12 protein-coding genes are annotated in these 14,731 nt (G+C 69.4%); 7 read left to right on the forward strand and 5 right to left on the reverse strand.

The annotated features are described in order from the left end of the window. The 3 genes from cobJ to ACFOJE_RS08580 form a co-directional block, all read left to right on the forward strand. On the forward strand, positions 1-1,036 hold a 1,036-nt coding region (gene cobJ / locus ACFOJE_RS08570; protein ID WP_377813904.1), incomplete at its 5' end, for a precorrin-3B C(17)-methyltransferase. 259 nt (positions 1,037-1,295) lie between these two features. Next, entirely contained in the window at positions 1,296-1,703 is a 408-nt protein-coding gene (locus ACFOJE_RS08575; RefSeq protein WP_377813905.1) for a hypothetical protein, read from the forward strand. Next, positions 1,700-3,889 carry a heavy metal translocating P-type ATPase gene (locus ACFOJE_RS08580; protein ID WP_377813906.1) on the forward strand — a complete coding sequence of 730 codons (2,190 nt, stop codon included), beginning with the start codon at positions 1,700-1,702 and terminating at the stop codon, positions 3,887-3,889. The genes ACFOJE_RS08575 and ACFOJE_RS08580 overlap by 4 nt, the downstream gene beginning before the upstream one ends. 13 nt (positions 3,890-3,902) lie before the next feature. Here ACFOJE_RS08580 and ACFOJE_RS08585 read toward each other — a convergent pair whose 3' ends face one another. The 5 genes from ACFOJE_RS08585 to ACFOJE_RS08605 all read right to left on the reverse strand — a co-directional run bounded on the left by ACFOJE_RS08585 (position 3,903) and on the right by ACFOJE_RS08605 (position 9,546). After that, the gene (locus ACFOJE_RS08585; protein ID WP_377813907.1) at positions 3,903-4,829 is read right to left on the reverse strand and encodes an ABC transporter permease; all 927 of its coding nucleotides are present in this window, start codon (positions 4,827-4,829) and stop codon (positions 3,903-3,905) included. Positions 4,830-4,892: 63 nt separating this feature from the next. Further along, positions 4,893-5,990, reverse strand: a complete 1,098-nt coding sequence (locus ACFOJE_RS08590; protein ID WP_377813908.1) for an ABC transporter permease — start codon at positions 5,988-5,990, stop codon at positions 4,893-4,895. An 11-nt stretch (positions 5,991-6,001) separates the two neighbouring features. Continuing rightward, positions 6,002-7,549 carry an ABC transporter ATP-binding protein gene (locus tag ACFOJE_RS08595; protein WP_377813909.1) on the reverse strand — a complete coding sequence of 516 codons (1,548 nt, stop codon included), beginning with the start codon at positions 7,547-7,549 and terminating at the stop codon, positions 6,002-6,004. Between the two features lie 741 nt (positions 7,550-8,290). Then, positions 8,291-8,878, reverse strand: coding sequence for an IMPACT family protein (locus ACFOJE_RS08600; protein ID WP_377813910.1), 588 nt, complete (start codon positions 8,876-8,878; stop codon positions 8,291-8,293). Beyond that, a complete protein-coding gene (locus tag ACFOJE_RS08605; RefSeq protein ID WP_377813911.1) occupies positions 8,875-9,546 on the reverse strand; it encodes a TetR/AcrR family transcriptional regulator in 672 nt (223 codons plus the stop codon). The genes ACFOJE_RS08600 and ACFOJE_RS08605 overlap by 4 nt, the downstream gene beginning before the upstream one ends. A 144-nt stretch (positions 9,547-9,690) precedes the next feature. On the opposite strand from ACFOJE_RS08605, the gene ACFOJE_RS08610 reads away from it, so the two are divergent. The 4 genes from ACFOJE_RS08610 to ACFOJE_RS08625 all read left to right on the forward strand — a co-directional run bounded on the left by ACFOJE_RS08610 (position 9,691) and on the right by ACFOJE_RS08625 (position 14,604). Next, on the forward strand, positions 9,691-10,764 hold the full coding sequence (locus ACFOJE_RS08610) for an Lnb N-terminal periplasmic domain-containing protein (protein ID WP_377813912.1): 1,074 nt from the start codon (positions 9,691-9,693) through the stop codon (positions 10,762-10,764). 162 nt (positions 10,765-10,926) lie between these two features. Beyond that, positions 10,927-11,589 carry a tetratricopeptide repeat protein gene (locus ACFOJE_RS08615; RefSeq protein WP_377813913.1) on the forward strand — a complete coding sequence of 221 codons (663 nt, stop codon included), beginning with the start codon at positions 10,927-10,929 and terminating at the stop codon, positions 11,587-11,589. A 274-nt stretch (positions 11,590-11,863) separates the two neighbouring features. Next, positions 11,864-12,142 carry a DUF2790 domain-containing protein gene (locus tag ACFOJE_RS08620; RefSeq protein ID WP_377813914.1) on the forward strand — a complete coding sequence of 93 codons (279 nt, stop codon included), beginning with the start codon at positions 11,864-11,866 and terminating at the stop codon, positions 12,140-12,142. 230 nt (positions 12,143-12,372) lie between these two features. After that, a complete protein-coding gene (locus ACFOJE_RS08625) occupies positions 12,373-14,604 on the forward strand; it encodes a patatin-like phospholipase family protein (RefSeq protein WP_377813915.1) in 2,232 nt (743 codons plus the stop codon). Positions 14,605-14,731 lie beyond the last annotated feature (127 nt).

Consider the following 14,731-nt stretch of genomic DNA (forward strand, 5'->3'; position numbering starts at 1 on the left):
CGAGCTGCCGGCGCGCATGCGCGCCGCGCTGGCCGCCCACGGGCTGGCCGAGGCTGCGCTGGCCTGCCTGCTGGCGCCGGCGTCGCGCATGGCCGAAAGCGCGCTGGGCGCCGCCGCCGCCGAGATGGGCGTGCCGCTGCGCTTCGCCGCGCAGGCCGAGGGCGAACGCGGTGCCGACTGGCTGCGCCGCCTGTGGCCGCTGGAAGAGGTGATCGAGGCGGACGGCCTGTGCATCGGCCGCGCCGCCCGGCCGGTCGAGGTGGCCCGCCTGGGCCAGGCGCGCGGCCGGCTCAGCGTGATCGGCCTCGGCCCCGGCGCCGCCGAGCTGGTGGTCCCGGCGGTGCGTCGCGCGCTGGACGAGGCCGAGGACATCCTCGGCTACGAGACCTACGTGAACATGGCCGGCCCGCTGCGCGCGGAGCAGGTGCGCCACTGCAGCGACAACCGCGAGGAGCTGCAACGCGCCCGCCACGCCTTCGAGCTGGCGGCCAGCGGGCGCCGCGCGGTGGTGGTGTCCTCCGGCGATCCGGGGGTGTTCGCCATGGCCGCGGCGGTGCTGGAGGCGCTGGAACAGAGCGACGACCCGGCCTGGCATGCGGTCGAGCTGGAGATCCTCCCCGGCGTGTCCGCCGCGCTGGCCACCGCCGCGCAGGCCGGAGCGCCCCTGGGCCACGACTTCTGCCTGATCTCGCTGTCGGACAACCTCAAGCCCTGGGAAGTGATCGAGCGGCGCCTGGAACACGCCGGGCTGGCCGATCTGGTGATGGCCTTCTACAACCCGATCTCCCGCGCCCGCCCGTGGCAGCTCGGCCGCGCCCTGGAAATCGTCAGGGCGCACCGCGCGCCCGAGACGCTGGTGGTGCTCGGCCGCGACATCGGCCGCCCCGGCGCGAAGCTCACCAGCCTGACCCTCGGCGAGCTGACTCCGGAAATGGTCGACATGCGCACCCTGGTGATAATCGGTTCCTCGACCACCCGACGCTTCCCGCGCGCCGGCGGCGGCGAGTGGGTGTACACCCCGCGCTGGTATCGCTGAGGCAGGCGGCGGCAAGGGGAACCGCAGGTCGGTGCGGATCGGCGCGGCCTCCGGGGGCTGACTATGCTTCCTTGGGGATCGCCCCGGCCGTCGTCCGGCGCCCGGGCCATCCGCCCCTGTCCGCAGCGCCATCACCTCCACGGGAAATCCGGCTCGCGGCCGAGGCCCTGCCGGCCCCTCCGCCCGGGCACCGGCGGCATGGCGGCGGAAATCCAGCTGTCGAAGAGCCGGCTCTCTGCCCATTCCCAGGAGCGCTGACATGTTCCCCATCATTCCCTTCGTGGTCGGTATCGCGACCGGCGTGGTCACCAGCCGGCTGCTGCGCGGCGACAAGACCCAGCAGGGCCTGGAGAAGGCCCAGGACAGCCTGCGCGAGGCCACGGTTTCCAGCCTGGAGGCCATCGAGAGCGCTTCGGCGCGGGCCCGCGCCAAGCTGGCGGGCAAGGAAGGCAAGGGCGCCGAGCCGACCGTCCCGGCCAACGAGCCGATGCCGCCGGAAGAAGAGGGGCCGAGCGGCGCGCCCGAGGCCGCGACCCCCGGCAGCGTTCCGCCCGGCGTCAGCCCGAGCGCCGAGCCCGGCGGCGCGGAGCAGCCGCCGGCCTATGCGCCCGCCGCGGTCAACCCGCCGCTGGATTACGTGAAGGACGACAAGGACGAACTCCCGTGAGATTCGCGCCCTCCGGCCGCGACCAGGGGGCGGGCCTTTCGTCTGCCCCGTGGTCCTGCGTCGGCGGCGCCGCGGAGACGGGGGAAAGCCCTAGGGCGGGGGGCTGGTTCACCGGTTTGGAGACGCTGCACCGGGTGTCCGGGCGGGTGCGCTACCGTTACCGCTGCCGGCCCGGCGCGCCGCAGGACCGGCACAGCATCGAGCGCGAGGTGGGCTGCCTGGCGGGCGTGCGGCGGGTCCGGGCCAACCCGCCGATCCGCTCCCTGGTGGTGGAGTTCGCGCCGCAGCGCACCGATGCCGACGCCCTGGCCGGGGCGATCCGCGCGCTGTCGCCACCCGGCCTACCGCCCGCTGCGGAGCACGACGAAAACTCCCGCCTCGGCGTGGCGGTACTGAGCGGCGCCGTCCTGTTCGCCTCCCGCGGCCTGGAGCGGCCCCTGCAGGCGCCGGCCGCCGTCTGCGCTTCGCTGCCGCTGCTCGGCGAGGCGCTCGCCGACCTCTTCGCCAGGGGCATCACCTCCCACGTGCTGGAGGCTCTGGCCGTGGGCATCTCCATCGGCCGCGGCGACTTCCTCGCGGCCAACATCACCACCTTCCTGCTGGCCCTCGGCGGGTACCTGGAGGCGTCCATCGAGCGCCGCTCGGACGACATGCTCAAGCACCTGCTGCGGCCCTCGGCGGACCGGGTGTGGGTCGAGCGCCACGGCGCGGAGACGCTGATCGACGCCGCCGCGGTGCGGGTCGGCGACCGGGTGATCGCCGCCACCGGCACGACGATCCCGGTGGACGGCACCGTGCTCGGCGGCGAGGCGCTGGTCAACGAGGCGACCATGACCGGCGAGAGCGTGCCGGTGCGTCGCCGGCGCGGCGACCGGGTGCTCTCCGCCACCCTGGTCGAGGAAGGGCGCCTGCGCATCCATGCCGAGCGGGTCGGGCAGCAGTCCGCCGCGGCGCGGATCGCCGACTTCGTCGGCCAGTCCCTCGCCCTGAAGAGCCGGACCCAGCTCGAGGCCGCGCGTCTGGCCGACCGGCTGGTGCCCCTGGTGCTCGGCCTGGCCGGCACCGTCGGGCTGCTGACCGTCGACGGCCAGCGGGTCGCGGCGGTACTCCAGGCCGACTATTCCTGCGCCCTCAGGCTGGCCACCCCGGTGGCCTTCAAGGCGGCCATGGCCCGCGCCGGGCGCTCGGCGATCCTGATCCGGAGCGCCAAGGCCCTGGAGGAGCTGGCCTGGGTCGACACCCTGGTCTTCGACAAGACCGGCACCCTGACCACCGGCGTGCTGCAGGTGACCGACGCGATCGCCTTCAGCCCCGCCTACAGCGCGGAAGACCTGACCAACCTGGCCGCCTCGCTGGAGGAGCACTACGTTCACCCGATCGCCCGGGCGGTGGTGGAAGCGGCCCGCGGGCTCGGCCATCCCCGCCACTTCGCCCACCGGGCGGTGCAGTTCGTGGTGGCCCACGGGGTCGCCAGCGCGATCGGCGGGCGGCGCATCGTGGTCGGCTCGCGGCACTTCGTCGAGGAAGACGAGGGCATTTCCACCGCCGCCCATGCCGGGACCATCGAGCGCCTGCGCGGGGAGGGCAAGACCCTGCTCTACGTCGGTTTCGGCGGCGAGCTGATCGGCCTGCTGGGGATGACCGAGCGGCTGCGCGACAACGCCGCGGAAACCCTGGCGCGGCTGCGCGGGTTCGGTATCCGGCGCATTCTCATGTTCACCGGCGACCAGCCGGAGCGCGCCCGGGCGCTGGCCGCCGAGCTGGACCTGGACGGCTTCCATGCCGGCCTGCTGCCGGAGCAGAAGGTCGAGCTGCTGCGGGGGATGGTCGCCGCCGGCGACCGCATCGCCTTCGTCGGCGACGGGATGAACGACGCCCCGGCGCTGAGCGGCGCCCAGGTCGGCATCGCCATGCACGGCGGCGCGGACACCGCGCGTCTGGCCGCCGACGTCGCCCTGCTGGAGGACGACCTGGGCCGGGTCGCCGACGCCCTGGCCCTGGCACAGGCCACGCGGCGCCTGATCGAGGGCAACTTCTGGCTGATCGCCAGCCTCAACACCGGCATCCTCGGCGCGGCGGGCCTGGGGCTGCTCGCGCCGGTAGCCGCTTCCCTGCTGCACAACGGCAGCACCCTGGCCATCCTCCTGCGCGCCCTGACCGGGGCCGGCCTGCCGCGTCGGCCCTGAGCCGCGCCCGCGGTCAATGCCCCGGCTGCCACGGCTGGCCGAGGGACACCGGGGCGTACAGGCGGGTGCGCACGCCGTCGCGGGAGAGCAGCACCAGAACCAGGATGGTCGCCACGTAGGGCAGCATCGCCAGCAGGTTGCCGGGGATCGCGAGGCCGATGCCCTGGGCGACCAGGTGGACGATGCTGGCCAGGCCGAACAGCCAGGCGCCGAGCAGCACCCGCGCCACCCGCCAGCTGGCGAAGACCACCAGGGCCAGGGCGATCCAGCCGCGCCCGGCGGTCATGTTCTCCGCCCACATCGGGGTGTAGGCCAGCGACAGGTAGCTGCCGGCCAGGCCGGCCATGGCGCCGCCGAAGAGCACCGCCAGGGTGCGCACCCGCAGCACCGGCAGGCCCATGGCGCTGGCCGCGTCGGGGTTCTCGCCGACCGCCTGGACGATCAGGCCGAGGCGGCTTTTCGCAAGCGTCCAGGCGACCAGGCCGAACAGGGCGAAGGACAGGTAGACCAGCAGGTCCTGGGCGAACAGCGCCCGCCCGAGCAGCGGGATCTGGCCGAGCAGGGGCAGGGCGAGCGGCTCGAAGCCGGCCAGCGGCTTGCCGACCCAGTCGGCGCCGATGAAGGACGACAGGCCGACGCCGAAGATGGTCAGGGCCAGGCCACTGGCCACCTGGTTGGCGTTCAGGCCCAGTGCCACCAGGGCGAACAGCAGCGACAGCAGCATGCCGGCGAGGCAGGCGAGCAGCACGCCGAGCCAGAGGCTGCCGGTGGCGAAGGCGGCCATGAAGCCGATCACCGCGCCGAACAGCATCATGCCCTCCTGGCCCAGGTTGAGCACGCCGCTCTTCTCGCACACCAGCTCGCCGAGGGCGACCAGCAGCAGCGGCGTGCCGGTGCGGATCATGGCGAAGAGGATGTTGGTCAGCAGGTCGAGATCCATGGTGATTCCTCAAAACGCTTTTTCACGTAGGCGCGAATTCGTTGGCGATGAAGGCGCGCCCCATCAGGCCAGCGCCTGGCGGGGCGCGGCGCGTCTGCTCCATTTCAGCCCCAGGCGAGGCCGGTAGAGGACCAGCACGTCGCAGGCCAAGAGGAAGAACAGCACCATGCCCTGGAACAGCTGGGTGATGGACTGCGGCAGGTTGGCCGCCATCTGCGCGTTCTCGCCGCCCAGGTAGAGCAGGGCCATCAGCAGGCTGGCGAAGAGGATGCCGACGGGGTTGAGGCGGCCGAGGAAGGCCACGGTGATCGCCGCGTAGCCGTAGCCGGGGGAGACCTGCGGCACCAACTGGCCGATCGGGCCGGTGACCTCGACGGCTCCGGCCAGTCCGGCCAGCGCGCCGCTCAGGGCGAGGGCGATCCAGATCAGGCGCTTCTCGCGGAAGCCGACGAAGCCGGCGGCGCGCCGGTCGAGGCCGAGCACCCTGACCTGGAAGCCGAGGAAGCTGCGCTGCAGCAGCACCCAGACCGCCACCAGGGCCAGCAGCGCGAAGTACAGCCCGGCGTGCACGCGCAGATCGTCGAACAGCGCCGGCAGGCGGGTCGCCTCGCCGAACAGCGCCGACTCCGGGAAGTTGTAGCCGGCCGGGTCCTTGAGCGGGCCGTGCACGCAGAACAGCAGCAGGTTCAGCGCGATGTAGTTGAGCATGATGCTGGTGAGGATCTCGTTGGCGTTGAACTGCGTGCGCAGCCAGGCGCAGAGCCCGGCCCAGGCGGCGCCGCCGAGGCTGCCCAGGGCGAGCACCAGAGCCAGCGCCCAGTGCGAGTCCCAGTCGATCAGGTTGACCGCCAGGGCGCTGCCGGCCAGGGCGCCGACCAGCAGCTGGCCTTCGGCGCCGATGTTCCAGATGCGTGCCCGGTAGACCACCGCCAGGCCCAGGGCACAGAGCAGGATCGGCAGCGCCTTGACCAGCAGTTCGGAGACGCCGTAGAGGTCGGCCAGCGGGTCGACCAGCAGCACGCGCAGGGTGGCCAGCGGCGGGTGGCCGAGCACGGCGAACAGCAGCGCGCCGCTGGCCAGGGTCAGGGCGCCGGCCAGGAGCGGCGAGAGCCAGAGCATGGTGCGCGACTGCCGGCCGCGGGGTTCGAGGGAAAGCAGCATGGGTCGGTTCCTCAGGCGGCGTGGGGGGCAGGGAGCGCGGCGTCGAAGCGGCCGGCCATCCAGCGGCCGACCTCCGCCGGGGTGCACTCGGCGGTGGCGCGCGCCGGCGACAGGCGCCCGCCGCTCAGGGCGGCGAGGCGGTCGCTGATGCGGAACAGCTCCTCCAGGTCCTCGGAGATCACCAGGATCGCCGCGCCGGCGTCGCGCAGGGCGATCAGGGCGCGGTGGATGGCCGCCGCGGCGCCGACGTCGACGCCCCAGGTCGGGTGGGCGGCGACCAGCAGCTTCGGGTTCTGCAGGATCTCGCGGCCGAGGATGAACTTCTGTAGGTTGCCGCCGGACAGACTGCGCGCCGGGGCGTCGGCGCCAGGGGTCTTCACCGCGAAGCGGCGGATGACCTCCTCGGCGAAGGCGCGCACGCGGCCCTGGCGGACCATCCCCCGCTCGACCAGGCCAGGCCGCTGGAAGGCGGTGAGCAGGCCGTTGTCGCTCAGGCTCAGCTCCGGCACCGCGCCGTGGCCGAGGCGCTCGGCCGGAACGAAGGCCAGGCCGTGCCGGCGCCGCTGGTCCGGCGGCAGATGGCCGACCGGCCGGTCGCCGAAGCGGATGCGCCCGGCGTCCTGCGCCGTCAGACGCTGTTCGCCGGAGAGCAGGGCGAGCAGCTCATCCTGACCGTTGCCGGCGACCCCGGCGATGCCGAGGATCTCGCCGGCGCGCACCTCCAGCCCGATCTCGGCGAGGGACACGCCGAAGGGATCGGCGTTGCGCCAGGACAGCCCGTCCAGCCGCAGGAAGGGCGCGCCGCCCTGCGCCCTGGGATAGTCGGTCTCCAGCCCCTCGGCGTCGCCGACCATCAGCCGCGCCAGCTCCAGATCCGAGCAGTCGGCCGGCACGCAGTGCCCGGAGACCTTGCCCGCGCGCAGCACCGTGGCGCGCTGGCAGAGAGCGCGCACCTCGTTCAGCTTGTGGCTGATGAACAGGATGCTGCAGCCCTCGGCGGCCAGCCGGCGCAGCACCACGAACAGCTCCTCGGCCTCTTGAGGGGTGAGCACCGAGGTCGGTTCGTCGAGGATCAGCAGCCGGATGTCCTGCATCAGGCAGCGGACGATCTCGACCCGCTGGCGCTCGCCGATGGACAGGCCGTGCACCAGCCGCTGCGGCTCCAGGGGCATGCCGTAGCGCTGCGAAACCTCGCGGATCTTCGCCTCCAGCTGGCGGGGCGTGCCGGCGCGGGGGCCGAGGGCCAGGGCGATGTTCTGCGCCACGCTCAGGGTCTCGAACAGGGAGAAGTGCTGGAACACCATGCCGATGCCGCGCGCGCGGGCCTGGGCCGGGTCGTGCATGGTCACGGTCTCGCCCTGCCAGCGGATCTCGCCGGCGTCGGGCTGCACCGCGCCGTAGATGATCTTCATCAGGGTGCTCTTGCCGGCACCGTTCTCGCCGAGCAGGGCGTGGATCTCGCCGGGCTGGATGAGCAGATCGACGCGGTCGTTGGCCAGGCAGCCCGGGTAGCGCTTGGTGATGCCGCGCAGGTGCAGACGGGATGGGGTGGGGGACATGGGAATCTCGATGGAAACGGGCGTCGCCGGACAGAAGCAAAAACCTGGCCAGTCAGTCAGAAAAGCTCGCGGGCCCGGCGCCACGGGCGGCGAGGGGGGCACCGCCGCGTGCCGGGCTGCTCCCCGCTGGTGCGCCGGGTACCGTTCTGGCGCGTGCCGTTGCCCGTTTTTTGTACGAACGTCCGCAGCCGGCGCGGGCTCTGGCTTAGAACGGTTGCTCCCAGGCTTATGCACAAGGTTTTCCCCGTCCGCTGGTGACAACTCCGGGGTGGGAAGCGGGCGTTTCGGACTCGCCCGGCGGCGCTCGGCCTCCCGGATAAGAAGCTGATTTTTCAGTCAGTTATTTTGGGGCCTGAGCGGAATCGGCGAAATCTTGAGCAGTCCGGCGAAAGGCAGCGGCCATCGGCCCTGCAGCCGCTCATCCCGCACTTATCCCCAATCGAATCCACAGAGAATGTGGGCAAGCGTGCCAGCCGGAGCGCCCGTCGCACGGGGCCTGGGCGGGCTTTCGCGGCCGGAATCGCGAGCTGTGCCGATGCCTTCCTGTCAAGAAATTTCTTTAGGAATCAGGCGCTTCCGAAAATCTGGTCAAATAATGCGCAATTCGCTGAAACCCAGGCGCCATGCGGGTTCCAGCGCCGAAAAGGAGACTTATCCCCAGCGAGGTCCACAGAGATTGTGGGCAATCGGGACGCTCATTCCTACTCGTGGGCACGGCCGTTCTATAGGGCTGTCCCGGGATCACTCCAGCCGCTGCAGGTGACTGCGGCCGCGGCTGATATCGGCGAGCAGGCGCTGCAGGGCGGGCAGCTGCGCTTCGGGCAGGGCTAGGGTGAGGCCGGCGCCCTGGCCGTCGAACGTCTCGCTTTCCAGCAGGGCGTCGAATTCGGCCAGGCGTGCCCTGAACAGGGGCAGCTCGGCGAAGCCGCAGTGGCAGGCGCAGCGCAGGCGCGCAACCAGCTCGCGGCGCTCGCCGCCCTGCAGGCACTTGGCCGCGCTGCCGCCGTAGGCACGCGCCAGGCCGCCGGTGCCGAGCTGGATGCCGCCGTACCAGCGGATCACCAGCACCGCCACCCGGTCGCAGTCCTGGCCCTCGATGGCGGCGAGGATCGGCCGCCCGGCGGTGCCGCCGGGCTCGCCGTCGTCGCTGAAGCGGTATTGCCCGCCGATCTTCCAGGCCCAGCAGTTGTGCGAGGCGCCGGCGTCGCTGTGGGCGGCGACGAAGGCCTGCGCCTCGGCCGGGCTGGCGACGGGGGCGGAGAGGGCGAGAAAGCGGCTCTTGCGGATCTCCTCGCGGTGGCTGCAGGGGCCGGCCAGGGTGAAGCTCATGCCGGCTCGGCCTGCGGCGGGGTCAGGCCGCAGCCCTTGAGGATCACGCGGATCAGGGTGTCGGTGGCCTCGTCGAAGTCCTTCTTGGTCAGCCGGGTGCGCCCGGTGAGGCGGCAGATCTGGGTGGCGAAGTCGGCATAGTGCTGGGTGCTGCCCCAGAGCAGGAAGATCAGGTTCACCGGGTCCACCGGGTCCATCTTGCCGGCGGCGATCCAGGCCTCGAACACCGCGGCGCGGCTGCGGAACCAGGCGCGGTAGTCGTCGTTGAAATAGTCGCTCAGGCATTCCCCGCCGCTGATCACTTCCATGGCGAAGATCCGCGAGGCCAGCGGGTGGCGGCGGGAGAATTCCATCTTGGCGCGGATGTAGCGGGCCAGGGCTTCGGCCGGGTCGTCCTCGGCGGTCAGGTTGTTGAAGGTGCCGTCCCACAGATCGAGGATCTGGCTCAGCACCGCCACGTAGAGGCCCAGCTTGTTGCCGAAGTAGTAATGCAGGTTGGCCTTGGGCAGGCCGACCTTCTCGGCGATGCTGTTCATGCTGGTGCCCTTGAAACCGTGGCGGGCGAACTCCTCGATGGCGGCGGCGAGGATCGCTTCCTCGTTCTTCTGCCGGATGCGACCGGCGGGCTTGTCGGGATGGGTGTGATGGGCGGGGATCTCGAACTTCATGGGGGTTCCGGATGACAGAGGCGGCGCTGCCGCTCTGATAGCGCAAAAGCGGTGGGGGAGACAAGCGGAGTGTGAAGATCGCCCTTGTAACGGCGCCACGATCATCCAAGCTTGAGGTAAAGACCTTTCGCAGGGCACGGCCTCATGAGAAGAGCCACGTTCCGCCGCGTCCTCGCCATGTTGCTGATCGGCCTGCTGACCGCCGCCGCCGGCGGCTGGGGCACGCTGGCCCTGGTTTTCGCCGGGCCGGCCCCCTTCGGGTTGCGCTACGGCCTGGCCGGGGCCTTTGCCCTCGCCACCCTGGCGACCCTGGTCGCCCTCGGCTTCCATCGCTGGCGGCGGCGGGCGCTGGGGGGCTATCTGGTGCTGTTCGCCGGGTTGCTGGTCTGGTGGCAAAGCCTTGAGCCTTCCAACCGGCGCGACTGGCAGGAGGACGTGGCGGTGCTGCCCTACGCCACCATCGACGGCGATCAGGTCACGGTGCACAACATCCGCAATTTCGCCTACCGCAGCGAGACCGACTACACGCCGGGTTACTACGACAAGCGCTTCGACCTGCGCCAGCTGGAAGGGGTGGACCTGGTCGCCTCCTACTGGATGGGACCGGCCATCGCCCACGTGTTCCTCAGCTTTGCCTTCGCTGGCGGCGATCACCTGGCCGTGTCCATCGAGACGCGCAAGGAGAAGGGCGAGGGCTATTCCAACCTGCGCGGGCTCTTCCGCCAGTACGAGCTCTATTACGTGGTGGCCGACGAGCGCGACGTGATCCGTGTCCGCACCAATTACCGGCGCAATCCGCCGGAAGAGGTCTACCTGTACCGGATTCGCGCACCCATCGAGAACGGCCGCCGGCTGTTCCTCGAATACCTGCACGAGATCAACGCGCTGTACGCCAGGCCGCAGTTCTACAACGCCCTGACCAGCAATTGCACGACCAGCATCTGGATGAATTCGCGGGTGAATCCGGACCATCTGCCCCTCGATTGGCGGCTACTGGTCAGCGGCTACGTACCGCAGTTCCTCTACGAGCACGGGCGGCTGGACGACCACGGCCTGCCGTTCGCCGAACTGCGGCGCCGCGCCCATATCAACGGCCGGGCCCAGGCCGCCGACGGCGCGGAGGATTTCTCCCGACGCATCCGCCAGAGCAGGCGCTCGCGCCCGTCGTCCGTGGCCTCGGATCAGGGGTTGTTCGCGCGTCTGATGCCGAGGGGATAGTCTCATGCGTTATCTTTGATCGTTTTTATATAGCAAAAATGACTTAGAACTTTCTCAAAAAGTATTTGTATCCCTTGTCATTATTCTTAAATCTTAAAGCCGTAGCCTCAAGGCTCCTTCCAAGACGGTCGTTCTGTTTAAACGCGCAGGTACGGTGAAAAAATGAAAACGAAAAATCTGCTCCTCGCTATTTGCCTGGGTCTTCCCTTCAGCCATGCCTTCGCTGCTCAGGCGGATGTGGCTGCAATCCAACAGCGTGCCGAACAGGGCGATGCCGAAGCCCAGAGCAATCTGGGGGTCATGTACAGAAGCGGTAACGGTTTGACCCAGGACCACGCGCAAGCCCTGAACTGGAACCAGAAGGCTGCCGAGCAGGGCAACGCCCAGGCCCATTTCCAGCTCGCGCGCATGCACAGCAACGGCGAAGGCGTGCCCCAGGACCACAAGAAGGCCCTGGAGTACTACCGCCAGGCCGCGGAAAAGGGCAATACCAACGCCATGTTCTACCTAGGCCACATGTACCAGTTCGGTAACGGCGTGAAGCGCGATCCGAAAGAAGCCGTGTCCTGGTACCGCAAGGCCGCCGACAAGGGCGACGCCAACGCACAGTTCAACCTCGGCGCCATGTACAGCCAGGGCGAAGGCGTGAAGCGCGATTACTCCCAGTCCTACATGTGGCTGTCGGCCGCCGTGGCCAACGGCTTTTCCGCACCGGCCGGCCTCAAACACCGCGACTCCATCGCCAAGAAGCTGTCCGCCACGCAACTGTCGCAGGCCGAGAGCCAGGCTGCCAGCTACGTCGCGCAGCACAAGGCGAGCAAGTGATCCGTCCGTTCCGGCCTTTCCGGCAGGTGGGGTTCCCTGCCGGGAAGGCCGGTTTCCGGAGTAGTATTGCGGGGGTCAGAAACGGCTGCTTGATCCGGTTTCGTCCTTCGTTGGCGTCGCGTCGGCCCTGGAGCTGGGAAGAGGCGTCGTCGCTCGTGTGGATCGATACTGCGGGCGCGAAGGCGAGTTGGCTTGGTCGATCGGGTCGTGCTGGAGCCTCGACTCCGCCATGCAGGAGCATGGTTCTTAAAAATCGCAGTAATTGGGATAAAAAATGAAGAAGTGGATCGCTCTGTTCATGGCCGGTTTTTCCTGCCTGTTGGTCGCTGCCGAAAAAAACACCGATGCCGAAACCAATCAGCAACCAGCGGCACCCAAAGTCGAGGAATACAACTATTCGATGCACCTGGACATCGCCAGGGTCATCAGCCACAGCGAAGTACCCAACGTCTGCGCCGTGGTTCCGGTGCAAATGACCTACGAAGACCATCAGGGCAAGCGCCACACCCTCGAGTACGAGGTCATGGGCAACGGTTGCGGTAGCAACAACTGACCTGTAGCCGGGCTGCCCGGAGCAGGCAGCCCGGTTTTCCCCCGAAGCGACGCCGCTCGCTTCCTGCCTCCCTTCTTCTTCTCCCTCTCCGCAGCACGCGCCATAGCCTCCAGCGTCCGCGAGTCCCAGGCCGGACCGTCTACACTCTCCAGACAGTGACACGAGCCCGTCCCGAGCGATAACTGGGCCGTCGTACAACGAACCGGAGCAGCGCACAGGGAGAGTGGTGCATGCACCTTCGCTATCGACTTGCCGTGGTCGCCCTGGGGCTGGCGTTGGTTGCCCTGTCGCCGCCGGCCGCCGCCGAGGACGGGCTGCGACCGGCCAACAGCCTCGGGCGGCCGAAGGTTTGCGTGGTGCTTTCCGGTGGCGGGGCGCGGGGCGCGGCGCATGTCGGCGTGCTCAAGGTTCTGGAGGAGTATCGCGTGCCGGTGGACTGCATCGCCGGTACCAGCATGGGTTCCCTGGTCGGCGCCGCCTATGCGACCGGCACCACGGTCCCGGAGATGGAGCAGATCATCCGCGGCATCTCCACCGAGCTGCTGTTCAAGGAGAACCCGCCGCGTCGGGAGCGCGCCATGCGCCGCAAGCAGGACGACTACCTGCCCCTGTTCAGCCCCGAGATCGGTCTGGAAGGCGGCAAGCTGGAGTTCCTCAAGGGCCTGGTCTCCGGCGTACAGCTGGAGACCGTGCTGCGCCGGCTGTCCAAGGCCAAGGGCGAATACCAGTTCGACCAGCTGCCGATCCCCTTCCGTGCGGTGGCCACCGATCTGGTCACCGGCAAGGCCGTGGTATTCCGCGAGGGCGAACTGGCCAACGTGATGCGTGCCAGCATGTCGGTGCCCGGCGCGGTGGCGCCGGCGGAGTTCGAGGGGATGCTGCTGGTCGACGGCATGCTCACCAGCAACCTGCCGGTGCAGGCCGCCCGGGAGATGGGGGCGGACGTCATCATCGCGGTCAACGTCGGCACGCCGCTGCTGAAGCGCAACGAGTTGAGCGGCATCTTCGGTGTGACCGAGCAGATGATCAGCATCCTCGCCGAGCAGAACGTGCAGGCTTCGCTGGCTCAGCTCAAGTCGACCGACATCCTCATCTCGCCGGAGCTGGGCGCTTTCTCCACGGCTGATTTCGACCATCTGCCGAAGATCGCCCCGCTGGGCGAGACCGCGGCGCGCAAGCTGGGCGACCGCCTCAAGCGCCTGTCCATTCCGGAGAAGGAATACGCCGCATTGCGCGAGCGCCAGCGGATCGTGGTGGTTCCCGATCAGCGCCCGGTGGACGAGATCCACTTCGAGGACCTGCAGCGGGTCAACCCGGACACGGCGCGGGCGAGCCTGAAGACCAGGCCGCATCAGCCCATCGACCAGCAGACCCTGGACGAGGACATGCGCCGCCTGTACGGCATCGGCGATTTCGAGCACGTGAACTACCGCTTCCTCGAGGAGCCGGGGCGGCGGGTGCTGGCGGTGGATGCCGTGGAGAAATCCTGGGGGCCGAACTATCTGCGCTTCGGCCTCGGGCTGACCAGCGACTTCTCCGGCGATGCCTTTTTCAACCTGCTGGGCAGCTACCGTAGGACCTGGCTCAACTCCCTCGGTGCGGAGTGGCGCACCGACGTGCAGCTCGGGCGCACCAGCAGCCTGAACAGCGAGTTCTACCAGCCCCTCGAGGCCGAAGGGACCTACTTCGTCGCCCCGCGGCTAACTTTCGAACGGCGTACTTCGGACCTTTACCGGGACGACGACCGGGTCGCCACCTACCAGCTGACCTCGGCACAGCTCGGCCTGGATCTGGGGCGGCAGCTCTCCCGCTACGGCGAGCTGCGCTTCGGCATCCTCGGTGGCCAGCTCAAGCCCAAGCTGGACACCGGCCCGGAATTCCTCTCGCCGGGGCCGTCGCAGATCGCGCAACGGGGATTCGCCACCCGGCTGGTGCTCGATCAGCTCGACAGCGTGGACTTCCCGCGTTCGGGGTGGCGTGCGGGGCTACGGTTGTACGACTCTATCAGCGGGCTCGGCGCGGACGACGCCTACACCAAGTGGGACGCGGACGGCACCGGGGCGATTTCCTTCGGCGAGCACAGCCTGAACCTCTCCTTCAAGGTCGGCGGCCGGATCGGCGGCGACCCGCTGCCGCGTTACGACCAGTTCCAGTGGGGCGGTTTCCTGCAGCAGTCCGGCTACGCCACCGGCCAGCTGCTCGGGCAGAAGCTGGAGTTCGCCCGCCTGATGTACTACCACCGCATCCTGCGCGGCAGTCTTCTGCAGGGAGCCTACAGTGGCTTTTCCCTGGAACTCGGGCGCATGCGCGAGCCGCTGGTGCCGGACAATTCGGAGGACTGGCTGACCTCGGCGAGCATCTTCGTCGCCACCGACACCCCGATCGGGCCCATGTACCTGGGCTACGGGCATGCCAAGGGCGGCAACAACAGTTTGTATTTCTATCTGGGTAGGCCGTATTAGGTCGTCGGAGGCCTTGGTAATGCAGATCGGCACCGGCCCACCAGCACGGCACGATGCCGACGGCGACCAGGTTGCGGATGGCCGCCAATTCGACGCAGCACGGTCAGGCGGTCATGACGGCGCACGC

This window comes from Azotobacter bryophylli, assembly GCF_042643485.1.
Classification (GTDB): domain Bacteria; phylum Pseudomonadota; class Gammaproteobacteria; order Pseudomonadales; family Pseudomonadaceae; genus Azotobacter; species Azotobacter bryophylli.